The sequence below is a fragment of the Sphingomonas lacusdianchii genome, from assembly GCF_022664395.1.
Classification (GTDB): Bacteria; Pseudomonadota; Alphaproteobacteria; order Sphingomonadales; family Sphingomonadaceae; genus Sphingomonas; species Sphingomonas lacusdianchii.
Genome location: NZ_JAKRET010000006.1, coordinates 216,183 through 230,873 on the forward strand (window position 1 = coordinate 216,183; position 14,691 = coordinate 230,873).

The 14,691-nt window shown below is 67.4% G+C and carries 10 protein-coding genes; 2 read left to right on the forward strand and 8 right to left on the reverse strand.

Annotated features, from left to right (window positions below; all coding sequences use genetic code 11):
• Positions 1–37: 37 nt before the first annotated feature.
• The 7 genes from MF607_RS10590 to MF607_RS10620 form a co-directional block, all read right to left on the reverse strand.
• Complete coding sequence (locus MF607_RS10590; protein WP_242118377.1) at positions 38–2,977, reverse strand: TonB-dependent receptor domain-containing protein; 2,940 nt, start codon at positions 2,975–2,977, stop codon at positions 38–40.
• 199 nt (positions 2,978–3,176) lie between these two features.
• Positions 3,177–3,839, reverse strand: coding sequence for a GntR family transcriptional regulator (locus tag MF607_RS10595; protein WP_242118379.1), 663 nt, complete (start codon positions 3,837–3,839; stop codon positions 3,177–3,179).
• 76 nt (positions 3,840–3,915) lie between these two features.
• Positions 3,916–5,139, reverse strand: a complete 1,224-nt coding sequence (locus MF607_RS10600; protein ID WP_242118381.1) for an NAD(P)/FAD-dependent oxidoreductase — start codon at positions 5,137–5,139, stop codon at positions 3,916–3,918.
• Positions 5,136–6,551 (reverse strand): amino acid permease, encoded by a 1,416-nt coding sequence (locus MF607_RS10605; protein ID WP_242118384.1) that lies wholly within the window; start codon positions 6,549–6,551, stop codon positions 5,136–5,138. The genes MF607_RS10600 and MF607_RS10605 overlap by 4 nt, the downstream gene beginning before the upstream one ends.
• Before the next feature lie 30 nt (positions 6,552–6,581).
• On the reverse strand, positions 6,582–7,577 hold the full coding sequence (locus tag MF607_RS10610; RefSeq protein WP_242118386.1) for a 4-hydroxyproline epimerase: 996 nt from the start codon (positions 7,575–7,577) through the stop codon (positions 6,582–6,584).
• Positions 7,577–8,524 (reverse strand): dihydrodipicolinate synthase family protein, encoded by a 948-nt coding sequence (locus MF607_RS10615; protein WP_242118388.1) that lies wholly within the window; start codon positions 8,522–8,524, stop codon positions 7,577–7,579. Before MF607_RS10615 ends, MF607_RS10610 begins: the two co-directional genes overlap by 1 nt.
• Positions 8,525–8,843: 319 nt before the next feature.
• Positions 8,844–9,590, reverse strand: coding sequence for an arylesterase (locus tag MF607_RS10620; protein WP_431311930.1), 747 nt, complete (start codon positions 9,588–9,590; stop codon positions 8,844–8,846).
• 15 nt (positions 9,591–9,605) lie between these two features.
• On the opposite strand from MF607_RS10620, the gene MF607_RS10625 reads away from it, so the two are divergent.
• On the forward strand, positions 9,606–10,301 hold the full coding sequence (locus MF607_RS10625; RefSeq protein WP_056455720.1) for an ABC transporter ATP-binding protein: 696 nt from the start codon (positions 9,606–9,608) through the stop codon (positions 10,299–10,301).
• Between the two features lie 148 nt (positions 10,302–10,449).
• The gene (locus MF607_RS10630; protein WP_242118390.1) at positions 10,450–12,942 is read left to right on the forward strand and encodes an ABC transporter permease; all 2,493 of its coding nucleotides are present in this window, start codon (positions 10,450–10,452) and stop codon (positions 12,940–12,942) included.
• A gap of 145 nt (positions 12,943–13,087) precedes the next feature.
• On the opposite strand, the gene MF607_RS10635 is transcribed toward MF607_RS10630, so the two are convergent.
• Positions 13,088–14,518 (reverse strand): DEAD/DEAH box helicase, encoded by a 1,431-nt coding sequence (locus MF607_RS10635; protein WP_242118392.1) that lies wholly within the window; start codon positions 14,516–14,518, stop codon positions 13,088–13,090.
• Between the last annotated feature and the right edge of the window lie 173 nt (positions 14,519–14,691).

Here is a 14,691-nt window from a genome sequence, read left to right on the forward strand (position 1 = left end):
CCGACACCCACCGGATGCCGGCCGCCCATATCCTTCGTCAGAATTCGGCCGACAGGCCGACGAAGAAGGTCCGCCCATTGGCGTCGTACACGCCCGGATAGGTGTTGCCGTTGCCGAACGACGCCAGCACGCCCTGCGCGATCGCCGGCGGATCGCGGTCGAGCAGGTTGTTGACGCCGATGCGCAGCGACACGTCCTTCATCACCGAAGCGCTCGCCGCAAGGTCGAAATAATTGGCGACCGGCAGGCGCGAATTCACGACATAGGTCGACCCTTGCAGGAACGGATCGCTCGTGTTGAACGACAGGCTGGCCGGGCCGATGTAGCGCCAGTTGAGCGAGATCGAGCCCTTGTCGTCGCTCGACGTCCAGGTGAAGCGCGCCTGATGCCGCCATTCGGGGCTCGGCTGGCCGCAGGTGCCGCCGAACAACCCCTTGCAGTCATAGGAACCCAGACCCGGCAGCGGTTCGGTGGTCAGGTCGCGCAGCCACGTGCCGACCATGTCGACGCTGAACCCGCCGATGGCGGTATCCACGCCGTAGCTCACCCCCAGATCGAGGCCGCTGGTGGCGAGCGATCCGGTGTTCTGCGTCGTCGACGTCACGAAGCCGGCGGTCGTCGCATCGCCGCCGAACAGCACGCCGTTGCGCGGATTGCGGTTGAACAGCGAACAGAAGAACGGATCGCCGGTCGAAATGCACTGGCTGATCGTCAACGTGACCGGGATCACGCCGATATAGTTCTTCACCTTGATGTTGAAGTAATCGATCGACAGCATCAGCCGCTTGGCGAAGCGCGGAGTCAGCACCAGCCCGGCGGTATAGGTGTCCGCCTCTTCCGGGCGCAGCGCCGGATTGCCGCCGAAAAAGCCGGTGCACTGCTCGCTCGGACATTCGATGATGTTGCCATATTGCGCGGCGGTGACGCCGGTATTCTGGCACTGCTGCAACGTCGCCGCGGGGCTGGCGCCGGCGCAGGGATCCTGCGTCGTCACGTTGCCCGGGCTCTGCGCGCCGAACAGTTCGGAAATGTTGGGCGCACGGATGGCGCGGTTGTATCCGCCGCGCAGGCGCATATCGCGCGTCGGGGCCCAGGCGATTTCGCCCTTGTAGGTCGAGATGCCGTCGCTGTTGGTGCTGTACTTCGAGAAACGATAGCCGCCGGTCAGCGACAATTCCTTGAAGAAAGGCCGTTCCTCGACGATCGGGACGCGGATTTCGGTGAACCCTTCGGTCACGTTGAACCCGCCTTCGATCTCCTTCGTCCCCTTGGCGATCGCCAGCGCATCGGCCCGGAATTCCAGGCTCTCGCGACGATGCTCGACGCCGAAGACCGCGCCGATCCCGCTGTCTGCCCAGGGCAGCTTCACGCCATATTCGCCGCCGTCGATGGTCAGCGTGCCCGACAGGACCGTTTCCTTGTCCAGCCCCTCGGTGCTGGTCGGGGCATAGACATAGTTCAGCGCCGCCGCGGTCGGCCCGCCGAACTGGAAGACGTTGAGCGGAACGCAGGTCGGGTCCGAACCGTCGATCACCGACCGGCAGGTCGGCACGCCATTGACCAGATCGACCTTCAGCGCGCGGTTGGCGCGTTGCGGGTCGATATCGTTCTGATAGGTTTCGTTGAAGATGACGGTCGAGAACAGCGCGTTGGCATCGTAGCGGATACCGGGCGCCAGTTCGCCGCGGAAGCCGCCGGTGACGCGGTAGTCGGTATGGCGCAGGTCGTCACGGCGCGGCTGGGCCGGGGCGGCGACCGGGCGATAGCCGATATAGACGTCCTGATTGACGTTGGTGCCTGCCGCCGCCGCACCGCACAGCAAGGTCGCCTGCTGCGCGCTCATCAACGGGTTGTTGCAGTTGATCGAATAGGGATAGCCCTGGAACAGTGCCGATGGCGCGATCTGCGAATTGGTGCGATCGTCCATGAACATGAAGCTGCCATAGATTTCGACCGCCGGGTTCACTTCATATCTGGCGAACGCACCGGCGGTGAAGCGGGTATCGTTGCGCTGGAAATAGTTGAGCGGCGCGTAATTGTAGCGGAAGCTCGGATTGTACTGGACCCAGGTCTTCTCGCCATCCTTGGTGTTGTTGTATCCGCCGGCGGCAATGCCCGAGCGCAGCGGCACGAACCGGCCATATTGGTTGTTCGACGATCCGCCGCAGGTCAGCGAGGTCGCGGCCGACGGCGTGCCCGAGAACACCGGGTCGAGTGCGCAGGCCGACACGTCGCGATTATATTGCAGGATCGGTTTCACGTCGCGATAGCCGAAATAGGCGGTGACGTTGCCGCGATCCTCGGCGAAATTGGCACCCAGCGCGATGTTCGCATCGAAGCGCTGGCCGTCGATCGGGGTGCGCAGCGCCGGGCTGAACCCGGCTCCGGCAACGCGCGCGCGATTCACGGCATTGTCGTTATGGTGCGCCGAAAACCCGTATTGCACGTCGGTCTTCACGCCGTTCAGATTGTCGCGCAGCACGAAGTTGATGACGCCCGACACCGCGTCCGACCCGTAGACGGCGGACGCGCCGCCGGTCACGACGTCGACCCGCTGTACCATGAAGGACGGGATGAAGTTCAGGTCGGTCGCCTGGATCGGCAGCAGACGCTGCCCGTTGACCAGGACGAGGTTGCGGTTGCTGCCCAGGTTGCGCAGGTTGACGCGGGCCGTGCCGTCCGATCCGTTCGACACATTCTCATTCGCGTCGGGCGTGATCTGCGGCAGGCGATTGAGGACGCTTTCGATATTGGTCGCGCCCTGCAGGCGGATCTCCTCGGCACCGACCGTCGTGATCGGGCTGTTGCTGGCCACGCCCGGCTGAGCAAGGCGCGTGCCGGTGACGGTGATGGTTTCCCCTTCACCCTCGCCCGCGTCGCTGGCCACCGGTCCATCGGTCGTCACCTGCGCCACCGCCGGAACGGCACAGCCCAGCACCAGCGCCGTCATCGCACCGGATGCCAACAATTTCGTCATCTGTCGCATCGTCACCCCCCGTTGTTATCGGTGGGGAACATACACATCCGAAGCGATTCATCAAATATATTATACGATGTACGCGTATGATAATTGCGGTGATGCGGCGACGGCTATGCTTTCGATGCAGACCTCGCCCATTTTGGCTTTGGTTCGGTCGTGCCGAAGGTGCGTGAATATGCGAGCCGGCAACGGCGGTTCAGATCGTCGGCACGTCCGGCTGGAACTGGCTGCGCAGGTCGAGCACCGTCTGCTCGATATGCGCATACATCGCATCGCGCACAGCGACGGCATCGCGTGCCAGCCAGCGGTCGAGCAGATGGGCATGTTCGTCGTTTGCGCGCTGGTCGCGGCCGAGCGGTTCGAGATGTTTCCGCACGTAACGCTCGCCCAGCACGTGCAGCCGCTCCAGCATCGTCGTCGTAATCGGCTGGCGCGACGGGCGCAGCAGCGCGAGGTGAAAGGCGCGGTTGAACGCGCCGACCCCGTCGCCATGCGCGTTGGTCGCGGCATCGAGCCGGGCCAGCGTCCGCATCGCCGTCTCGCGCTCGTCGTCGGTCGCGCGCGTCGCCGCCAACGCCGCTACCTCGGGTTCCAGGCGGAGGCGCAGCGCATAGACTTCCTCCGCCTCGGCGATGGTCAGTTCGCGGACGAAATAGCCGTGATTGGCGCGCGAGCGCAGCAGCCCTTCCTGTTCCAGCCGGGTCAGCGCTTCGCGCAGCGGAATCTTGCTGACGCCCAGCTCGGCGGCGAGCGCATCCTGGCGGATCGCGCGGTCCTGCTCGACCGTGCCGGCAAGGATGCGTTCGCGGACCAGATCGACGAGCTGGTCGGACAGGTTGCGGATGATGATGCCGGTCATGCGATGCGCCTTTCCCGGTCGGAGGATGCCGGGTGCGGTCCCTTAGCTTGACGGTAGCGGAACCCGCAATCGCGGCTCATGCGAAGCGTCCGAGATCGAACGGAGTCAGGTCGACCGCCGGTGTCTCGCCGTGCAACAGCGCTGCCAGCGCCTCGCCCGTCGTCGCCGACAGTGTGAGGCCGAGATGCTGGTGACCAAAGGCATAGGCGACCGCCCCCTGCCGCCCGATCGCGGGCAGATAGTCCGGCAGCGTCGGGCGCGCGCCCATCCATGGTTCGACCGGTTCGCGAAGCGGCAGGCCGAGGCTGGCGACATGCGCGCGCAACCGCGCCCATTTGCGCCCGTCGGGCGGGGTATTTATGCGGGCAAATTCGACGATGCTCGCCGCGCGCAGCCGGTCGGCGAAGCGGGTGACGATCATCGAGCGATCCTCGAACACCACCGGCGGCAGGTCGGCGGGCCAGTCGCCGGGATCGCCCTCGACATGATAGCCGCGCTCGGCGATCAGCGGCGCCTTCAGACCCAGCGACGCGACCAGCGCGGCCGAGGCGGCGCCGGCGGCGATCACCGCGACATCGGCTTCATGGGTCGTACCGTCGTCCAGCGTTACCCGCCCGTCGCGCGCCACCGCCCGCACCCGGCCGTGGACGAACGTCCCGCCCTGATCCGCGATCCGGGCGGTCAGCGCCTTGCCCAGCGCGGTCGGGTCGGTCATCTGCCCGCTGCCCTCGAACCGCACCGCACCGGCGACCGGCACGCGGGTCAGTGTTGCCAGCTGCGCCAATTCCCCCGCCGTCGCGTCACGCACCCTGGCGGTGCCGGTATCGGCCGCCAGCCACGCCGCCCGCCCGCGCGCGGCGGTCGCGGGCGTCTCCCACACCACGAAATGCCCGTCGACGCGCAGCAGGTCGGGCACGCCCGCTTCCGCCAGCACCCGTCGCCATGCCGGGATCGCGGTCGCGAGCAATGCCGACAGCGCCGCCTTGCCCCTGCGGAACCGCGCCGGCCGCGCCGCCGCCAGCATCCGCAGCGCAAAGGGCAGCCATGCCCCGATCGCGGCCGGCGGCAGCGCCAGCGCGCCTCCACGCGAAAACAACCGCTGGGGCACGCTGCGGATCGTCGCCAGCGAGGCGAGCGGCTCGACTTGTTCGACCGCGATATGCCCGGCATTGCCCCATGACGCGCCGCGCCACGGCGCATCGGGGGCGACGATCGTCACCCGCGTGCCGCGCCGCTGCAACGCCAGCGCGACGTTCAGCCCGACCACGCCATCGCCGATAACGATCGCCCGCTCGATCATCCGCGCGTCCGCACCAGACTGCGCGTGCGACCATAAGCGAGGTAGAACAGCACGCCGACCACGTTCCACAGCCCGAAGCGCACCAGCGTCTGCGTCGGCAGGCTGACCAGCAGATACACGCAGCCGAGGATCGCCAGCGTCCCCACCACGAACGGCGCCGGGCAACGGAATACGCGCTTCAGCTCGGGCGCCCGCCGGCGCAGCACCATCATGCACGTCGCCACCGCGATGAACGCCAGCAGCGTGCCGGCATTGGCCAGTTCGGCAATCTCGTCGAGCCGGAAGAAGCCGGCCACCGCCGCCACGAACACGCCGGTCACCATCGTCACCAGCGCGGGCGACCCGGTCCGCGCCGACACGCGGCTCAGGCTTCGCGGCAGCAACCCGTCGCGCGACATCACGAAGAAGATGCGGCTCTGCCCATACATCATCACCAGGATGACCGACGGCAGCGCGATCAGCGCCGCCAGCCCGATCGCCCATGCGGCAAAGGGATGCTGGAGCGTGCGCAGCACATAGGCCAGCGGCTCGGCCGAGCGGCCGAGATCGATATAGCTGACCGCGCCGATCGCGGCGACCGCGACGCCCATATAGATGGCGGTACACGCCGCCATCGACCCGATGATCCCGATCGTCAGGTCACGCCCCGGATTGCGCGCTTCCTCCGCCGAGGTCGCGACCGCATCGAAGCCGTAAAAGGCGAAGAACACGATCGCCGCCGCCGCCATCACCCCGCGCGTCGCCCCGCCCTGCACCTGGCTGCCAAAGCCGTACGGCATGAACGGTTCGAAATTGCCGCCGTTGAACGCCGGCAGCGCAAAGGCGACGAATACCGCCAGCGCGACCATCTTGATCGCGACCAGCACGATGTTGAACGTCGCGCTCTCGCGCGTCCCCGCGACCAGCATGCCGGCAATGCCCAGCGCCACCAGCACCGCCGGCAGGTTCACGATTCCCCCGCCATGCGGCCCCGACAACAGCATCGCCGGCAGCTGCACGCCCGCGCTCTGCAGCCACCCGACCAGATAGGCCGACCAGCCGACCGCGACCGTCGAACAGGCGAGCGAATATTCGAGGATCAGGCTCCACCCGACGACCCACGCCACGCCTTCGCCGATCACCGAATAGCTGTAGGTGTATGCGCTGCCCGCGGTCGGGATCAGCGTCGCCATCTCGGCATAGGCCAGCGCCGCGCAGGCGCACACCGCCCCCGCGATCGCGAAGGACAGGATCACCGCCGGCCCGGCGCGATCCGCACCAACCCCGGTCAGCGTATAGATGCCGGTCCCGACGATCGCACCGATGCCGAGCGCGATCAGATGCGGCCAGCTCAGCGTCTTGCGCAATTTGCGATCCGGCTCCGCATCGCCTGCGTCGAGGGGCTTCAGCGGCCCCCATATCCCTCGTGCCAAGCCCCGCTCCCCTTTGTGATCTGTTCTGCGTCACACCACCGTGAAGCCGGCGAAGAACGGGTCCTCGCGATCGATCCAGATCGTGTTGAAACCCGTCGCGATTGCCGACCCCTCGATCGACGGCACGATCGCCGGCTGGTCGCCGATCATCGTCTCCGCCTCGACCCGCCCGACGAAGCGGCTGCCGATATAGCTTTCATGCACGAAGCGGTCGCCGACCCGCAACCGTCCGGTCGCCGCCAGATGCGCGAGGCGCGCCGAGGTGCCGGTCCCGCACGGGCTGCGGTCGATCGCGCGCTCGCCATAGAATACCGCGTTGCGCCCGTCCGCCCCCTCGCCCTTCGGCTTGTCCGCCCACAGCACATGGCTGACCCCGCGGATCGTCGGCTCCGTCGGGTGCACCGGTTCATAGACCGCGCGCACCAGTTCGCGGATCGTTCGGCTGAGTTCCACGATCCGCGCCGCGCCCAGATCGTCGAGCCCGGTATAGGCCTCCTGCGGCTCGATGATCGCGTAATAATTGCCGCCATAGGCGACATCGATCGACAGCGGCCCGAAGCCCGGCACGTCGATCTCAAGTCCCCGCTTCGCCAGATAGGCGGGCACGTTGCGGATCTTCACCGAACGGACCCGATTACCCTCCGCGACATAATCGATATCGATCACCCCGGCCGGCACCTCGATGCGCAACCGCCCCGGCTCGCGCGGGGTAATCAGGCCGTGTTCCAGCCCGAAGGTTATCATCCCGATCGTGCCGTGCCCGCACATCGGCAGGCAGCCCGACGTCTCGATGAACAGGATCGCCGCATCCGCATCGCCGCACGGCGGGTACAGGAACCCGCCGGACATCATGTCGTGCCCGCGCGGTTCGAAGCACAACCCGGTGCGGATCCAGTCGAAGCGCGCCAGGAAATCCTGGCGCCGCTCCGCCATGCTGGCACCCCGCAACAGCGGCGCGCCCCCAGCCACCAGACGGACGGGATTGCCCGCCGTGTGGCCGTCGATGCAGAAGAAGGTGTGCCGCATCAGGCGGCGATGGTGGAGACGGGCGCCGCCTTGAGCACCGGCCGCGTCGCCGCGCACTTCTCGACCATCGCGATCACCTCGGCCCGGCGCGCGCCTTCCAGCGGCAGGCGCGGCAAGCGAACGCGTTCGGACCCGCGACCCATGATCTCCTCGGCCAGCTTGATCGACTGGACCAGGTCATGCTCGGCATCAAGGTGCAGCAGCGGCATGAACCAGCGATAGATGCGCCGCGCCTCTTCCCAGTCGCCGCGATCGACCGCCGCGATCAGCGCGACCGATTCCTGCGGGAAGGCGCTGGTCAGGCCCGACACCCAGCCGCTGGCACCCAGCAACATCCCCTCCAGTGCGACATCGTCCAGCCCAGCCATCACGATGTAACGGTCGCCGAAGCGGTTAATGACGTCGGTGAAGCGGCGCGGATCGGGCGCGCTTTCCTTGACCGCGACGATGTTCTTGACCGGCTCAAGCAGTTCGAGCGTCGCGAAATCGACCGACACGCGATAGGCGGGCGGATTGTTGTACAGCATGATCGGCAGCCCGGTCGCTTCCGCCACGGTGCGGAAATGCGTCGCCAGTTCGTTGGGCGTGGGCACATAGACCATCGCCGGCAACAGCATCAGCGCGTCGACGCCGATGTCTTCGACCTCCTTCGCGAACGCCGCCGCCCGGCGCGTCGTGAATTCCGACACGCCGCATACCAAAGGCACGCGTCCGCCGACCGCCTCGACACCGGCGCGCAGCACCGCATGCTTTTCCTCGACGTCGAGCGAATTATTCTCGCCACAGGTGCCGAGCAGGATCAACCCGTCGACACCGTCCTCGACCAACGCTACCAATCCACGCTGCGTCGCGTCGATATCGACCGAACCATCCGCCGCGAACTGCGTCGTCGCTGCGGGATAGACGCCCGTCCACATGCTCGAACCAGAAACCACATCATCCTCCATGATCGTGTTTTTCGTATACGATATTAGGTGGAGGATGCCAACTGAAATCGGAGCGGTGGTTTGTGAGGACGATCGGACGTCCGTTCCATGCGCCCATGGTCCCTATTCATCCCCTCCCCTCGATAGGGGAGGGGGTTAGCGGAGCTTGCCAGCGTGCTGGCTAGCGCAGCTTGGGAGAGGGGTCGGGCGAGCCAAAGGCTCGCGCGCTCGCTCGGGCGAGCGCATCACCCCTCACCCAGCTCCGACTAAGCCTTTGCCACGCAAAGACCAAGTCTGCGCAACCCTCTCCCCTCTACGAGGGGCGAGGGGAAAAACCTTCTCACCCCGCCGGATCGATCGCCCGCAACCGCCCGGCCACCACCGGCCCCAGCCGGGCCACGATCCGGTCGACGCCCTGCGCATTCGGGTGGATGCCATCGGGCAGCATCAACGCCCGATTGCCGATCACTCCGGCCAGGATGAACGGATCGAGCGTCGCGTCATAGCGCTTGGCCATGTCGGGCCAGATGCGGTTGAACGCCGCGGCATAGTCCGGCCCCAGATTGGGCGGCACCATCATGCCGGTCAGCACCACCGGAATGCTGCGCTTTTGCAATTCGTCGAGCATCGCCACGAAATTCGCCCGCGTCTCGGCCGGCGGGATCTGCCGCAGCAGGTCGTTGCCGCCCAGCCCCACCAGCACGAGGTCCGGCTTCCGGTCGAGCCGGTCGAGCGTGTAGACCAGCCGCTGCCGCCCCGCCGCGCTGGTATCGCCCGAAATCCCGGCATTCACCACCCGCGCATTGATGCCCTCGGCACGCAATGCATCCTGCAGATCGTCGGGCAGGCTGTCGCCGCGGGCAAGGCCATATCCGGCATACAGGCTGTCGCCGAACGCCAGCACCAGCCGCTCCGGCCCGGCCACCGGCGCCTGCGAAGCGACCGGGGTCGGCGTCGCATCAGCGGCGACGTTCACCGGCGTCGCGTCATTGGCTTCCGACAAATCGGGCTGGTTGCATCCCGACAGCAGCAACGCGCCTTGGAGAATGGCGAACGCGCCCGCATATGTGGGTCCCTGCTTCGTCACTGGCGAAAACACTCCATGCAATCCGTTTCGAACGATATGGTCATCGACGCGCGCGGTGTCACCCTGACGCTCGGCGAAGGCGACGCCGCGACCCGCATCCTGCACGGCATCGACCTTGCCGTCCCCGCCGGAACCAGCGTCGCACTGCTGGGCGCATCGGGATCGGGCAAGTCGTCGCTGATGGCGGTGCTGTCCGGGCTGGAGCGCGCCAGCGGCGGACAGGTCCATGTCGCCGGCGCCGATTTCGGCGCGATGGGCGAGGACGATCTGGCCCGCGCGCGGCGCGGCCGGATCGGCATCGTGCTACAGGCTTTCCACCTGCTGCCGACGATGACCGCATTGGAAAATGTCGCGGTGCCGATGGAACTGGCCGGGGTCGCCGACGCCTTTGCCCGTGCCGAGGCCGAACTGGCCTCGGTCGGCCTCGGCCATCGCCTCCACCATTATCCGACGCAGTTGTCGGGCGGCGAGCAACAGCGCGTCGCCATCGCCCGCGCGCTGGCCGGACGCCCGGCCTTGGTCTTCGCCGACGAACCGACCGGCAATCTCGACCGCGCGACCGGCCATGCGATCATGGACCTGCTGTTCGAACGCCGCGCCGCCACGCAGGCGACATTGCTGGTCATCACCCACGATCCGGCGCTGGCCGAACGCTGCGACCGGGTGGTCGAACTCGCTGACGGTCGCATCGCACGGGATACGGGGCGATGAGACGACCGCCCTTCCGTACCCCGGCGAAGGCCGGGGCCCAGTTGGGGGACGGCAGCAACCTACCGGCAAGCCTTCGCAACTGGACCCCGGCCTCCGCCGGGGTACGGCACGAGCTTGGCCGGCGGCACGACGATCGCGGAGCCATCGCATGACCGAATGGCGTCTCGCGTGGAAGTTCGCCCGCCGCGAACTCGATGCCCGCTTCCGCGGTCTCCGCCTGTTGCTGGTCTGCCTCATCCTCGGCGTCGGCGCGCTGGCCGCGATCGGCAGCCTCACCCAATCGATCACCGCCGAGCTATCCGCCCGTGGCCGCAGCCTGTTGGGCGGCGATCTCGAACTCTCGGTGTCGCAGCGGACCGCCAGCGATGCCGAGCGGCGGTCGATGGAAAAACTGGGCCGCGCGTCCGAAACGCTGCGCATGCAGTCGATGGGTGTCAACTTCGACGGGGAAACGGCCCCGATCGAACTGAAAGCGGTCGACCGCGTCTATCCGCTCTACGGCACGCTGACGCTGCAAACCGGCACCGCCCGCCCGCTCTTGCCCACCGAAACCTATGTCGGCCCCGCGCTGGTCGAACGGCTGAAACTGCGTGTCGGCGGTCCGGTCCGCTTCGGCACCGCGCGCTTCACCGTCGCCGGGATCATCGCCGACGAACCCGACCGGCTGAGCGAAGGTTTTACTTTAGGTGCAGTGGCTTTGGTCTCGCTGGAGGGGTTACAGCGCACCGGCCTGATCGCGCCCGGCAGCCTGTATGAAAGCAAATACCGCATCGCCAGCCGCTATGATCCGGCGCAGGCGATCAAGGCGTTTACCGACCGCTATCCGGCGCAGGGCTGGGACAGCCGCACCCGCGACCGCGCCTCGCCGGGGGCCGAACGCTTCCTGACGCGCATGGGCGAATTTCTGGTGCTGGTCGGTCTCACCGCGCTGGTCATCGCCGGCATCGGCGTCGGCAACGGCGTGTCGAGCTACCTTGCCACCCGTCGTTCGAGCATCGCCACGCTCAAGGTATTGGGCGCGACCTCCGGCCTGATCGCACGCGTCTATCTGCTTCAGATCATGGCGGTCTCGGCGATCGGTATCGCCATCGGCCTCGCGATCGGCGTCGCCGCCGTGCCGCTGATCGTCGCGGTCGCAGGCGACGTCCTGCCGGTCGCGCCACGCTTCGCGATCCAGCCCCTGCCGTTGCTACAGGCCGCCGCCTATGGCCTGCTGATTGCGCTCGCCTTCGCCGCCCCGCCGTTGTTGGCGGCAGGCGCAGTCCCCGCCGCAGGACTGTTGCGGGGCGTCCATGACCCTCGCAAACCACCCCGCTGGAAGGCGGCGATCTGGATGGGCGCGGCGTTCGCGGGCATCGTCGCGCTAGTCCTGACCACCAGCGAACGACCGTGGTTCGGCGCGGCCTTCCTCGCGGCCGCAACCGGACTTCTCCTTATTTTATCGATACTTGGCTGGTCGATCCGCTGGGCCGCGGCGCGGCTGCCCCGCCCCCGCCGCCCCCTGTTGCGCCTAGCGGTCAGCGCGCTGCACCGCCCCGGCGCGCGCACCGGCGCACTGGTCGTGGCGCTCGGGCTCGGCCTGACCCTGTTCGTCCTGCTGGCGACGATCCGCACCAGCCTCGATGCCAACATCGCACGCACCGTCCCGGCCCGCGCCCCCGCCCTCTTCGCGCTCGACGTGCCCCCGGCGCAGGAATCGTCGTTCCGTGCAACTATCGTCAACTTCCAGCCCGACGCCGATATCCAGACCGTCCCCCTGATGCGCGGCACGATCACCGCCTATGGCACCACCCGCGTCGCCGACCTGAAGACGATTCCCGAAGGCGCTTGGGCGCTGCGCGGCGAACGCGGCCTGACCTTCGCCCGCACCCTGCCGCCCGGCAGCGAACTGGTCGCGGGTCGATGGTGGCCTGCGGACTATGCCGGCAAACCGCTGGTATCGGTCGACGAACGCATGGGCGAAGCGCTGAACCTGAAGCTCGGCGATCCGCTGACGATCAGCGTCGCCGGACAGGAACGCACCGCGACGATCGCCTCGTTCCGCAAGATCGAATGGGACAATATGGGCTTCAATTTCGTGATGGTATTCAGCCCCAACGCCCTGTCCGACGTTCCGCACAACCTTGCCGCTACCATCACCATGCCCCCCGGCCGCGAACGCGTCATCCTGCGTGCGCTGTCGGCGCGCTTCCCCTCGACCTCGGTCGTCGAGGTGCGCGAGGTAATTGGGCAAGTCCGCGATATCGTGTCGCAAATGGCCACTGCCATCGCGGCTGCGGCGGGCATCGCCATCCTCGCCGGCATCGCCGTGCTGATCGGGGCGATCGCCGCGGCGCGCGAGACGCGGACCTATGATTCGGTGATCCTGAAGACGCTTGGCGCCACCCGCGGCCAGATTCTGGCGGCACAGGCGCTCGAATATCTGCTGCTCGCCGCGATCCTCGCCGCGCTGGCGGCGGCGATCGGCATCGCCGGCGGCTGGTATGTCGTGGTCGAACTGTTCGCGTTCGACTGGCTGCCCGACTATCGCGCGATCGGCCTGACGCTCGCGACCGGGGTCGGGGTTACCGTCGGCATCGGTCTGCTCGGCGCCCTGCCGATCCTGAGCGCGCGACCGGCAAGGGCATTGCGCGAACTGTAAAAATTCTCTCCGGCACGGGGAGGGGGACCGCCGCGAAGCGGTGGTGGAGGGGGGTGCGGCATACGAAACCGTATCGTTCGCGGACATCCCCGTCCACCAGCCTGTGGCTGGTCCCCCTCCCCGTGCCGGGGAGGATTTGGAAATGTTACGCCGTGGCGCGGGGAGCGCCGCCGCCGCCACGGCCACGACCGCCGCGACCACGACCGCCGCCACCCGGACGGCCGCCGCCACCGGCACCGGCTTCACGCTGCGGCGGACGGCCACCGCCCTGCCCTTCGCCGCGCTGCGACTGACCGCCGCGCGCCGGACCGCCACGACCCTGCGCCGGCTTGGCGCCATGGGCATGCGTCGCACGCGGCCGCGCCGGACCGCGCTCGCTGGGCAGACGCTCGGGCCGGTCGGGCGCATAGGGCGCACGGCTCGCCTTGATTTGCGCGCTCTGCTGCAGGAAATCGTCGGGCAGCGGCACGACCTCGACCTTCTGCTTGGTCAGCCGCTCGATCCCCTTCAGGAACGGCCGCTCATCGTCCGCGCAGAAGCTGAACGCCACGCCCGACGCACCCGCGCGCGCCGTGCGGCCGATGCGGTGGACATATTGTTCCGACACGTTGGGCAGTTCAAAGTTCACGACATGACTGACCCCCGACACGTCGATGCCGCGCGCGGCGATGTCGGTCGCGACGAGGATCGGCACGGTGCCGTCACGGAACGCCGCCAGCGCCTTTTCGCGTTGCGGCTGCGACTTGTTGCCATGGATCGCGTTCGACGCAATGCCGTTCGCCGCCAGCAGCTTCACGACGCGGTCGGCGCCATGCTTGGTGCGGGTGAACACCAGCGCCCGGTCGATCTTGGTATTGCGGAAGAACAGCGTGAGGAGCGCCTGCTTCTCGGTCTGCTGCACGAAGGTGACGAATTGCTCGACCCGCTCGGCGGTCGACGACACCGGCGTGACCTGCACCGTCGCGGGATCGGTCAGATACTTATCCGCCAGTTCGCGAATGTCCTTCGGCATGGTGGCCGAGAAGAACAGCGTCTGGCGCGACTTGGGCACCATCGACACGATGCGGCGCAGCGCATGGATGAAGCCGAGATCGAGCATCTGGTCGGCTTCGTCGAGCACGAGGATTTCGAGCTCGCCCAGCCCGAGGCACTTCTGGTCGATCAGGTCGAGCAACCGGCCCGGCGTCGCGACGAGGATGTCGACGCCCGACGCCACGTCGCGAATGTTGCGCGCGACCGGCACGCCGCCGAACACGGTGGCGACGGTCAGCTTGCTGTGCTTGGCATAGGCGCGGGCATTGTCGGCAATCTGGCTGACCAGTTCGCGCGTCGGCGCCAGCACCAGCATCCGGCAGCGCATCGGCCGGCGACGGACATTCGCCTTCACCAGCAGGTCGATCGAGGGCAGCACGAAGGCGGCGGTCTTGCCGGTGCCGGTCTGAGCAATGCCGAGCAGGTCGCGCCCTTCGAGCACCAGCGGGATCGCGTCGCGCTGGATCGGGGTCGGGGTTTCGTAATTCTTGGCGGCGAGCGCGTCGAGGATCGACTTCGACAGGCCAAGCGACTGGAAGGACATGGTAGTTCCTATAAACAGGTCCGGCATCCGTGCGGCGCACACGATGGGCGCACGGATGGCGGGGCAAAAATTGCGACCCGCGTGACTAGGGAAGCCGGTTGAGCATCGACGCGGAGCCGAGACCATCAAGGTCCGATCACGCTGCCTGAAAAGCGTCGCTGCACCGCAGTAGA

Bases quoted from the DNA above. Each gene is read 5' to 3' on its own strand.
- MF607_RS10615 (WP_242118388.1), bottom strand. From the start codon at position 8,524: ATGGAGGATGATGTGGTTTCTGGTTCGAGCATGTGGACGGGCGTCTAT.
- MF607_RS10635 (WP_242118392.1), bottom strand. From the start codon at position 14,518: ATGTCCTTCCAGTCGCTTGGCCTGTCGAAGTCGATCCTCGACGCGCTC.
- MF607_RS10590 (WP_242118377.1), bottom strand. From the start codon at position 2,977: ATGACGAAATTGTTGGCATCCGGTGCGATGACGGCGCTGGTGCTGGGC.
- MF607_RS10595 (WP_242118379.1), bottom strand. From the start codon at position 3,839: ATGACCGGCATCATCATCCGCAACCTGTCCGACCAGCTCGTCGATCTG.
- MF607_RS10600 (WP_242118381.1), bottom strand. From the start codon at position 5,139: ATGATCGAGCGGGCGATCGTTATCGGCGATGGCGTGGTCGGGCTGAAC.
- MF607_RS10610 (WP_242118386.1), bottom strand. From the start codon at position 7,577: ATGCGGCACACCTTCTTCTGCATCGACGGCCACACGGCGGGCAATCCC.
- MF607_RS10625 (WP_056455720.1), top strand. From the start codon at position 9,606: ATGCAATCCGTTTCGAACGATATGGTCATCGACGCGCGCGGTGTCACC.
- MF607_RS10630 (WP_242118390.1), top strand. From the start codon at position 10,450: ATGACCGAATGGCGTCTCGCGTGGAAGTTCGCCCGCCGCGAACTCGAT.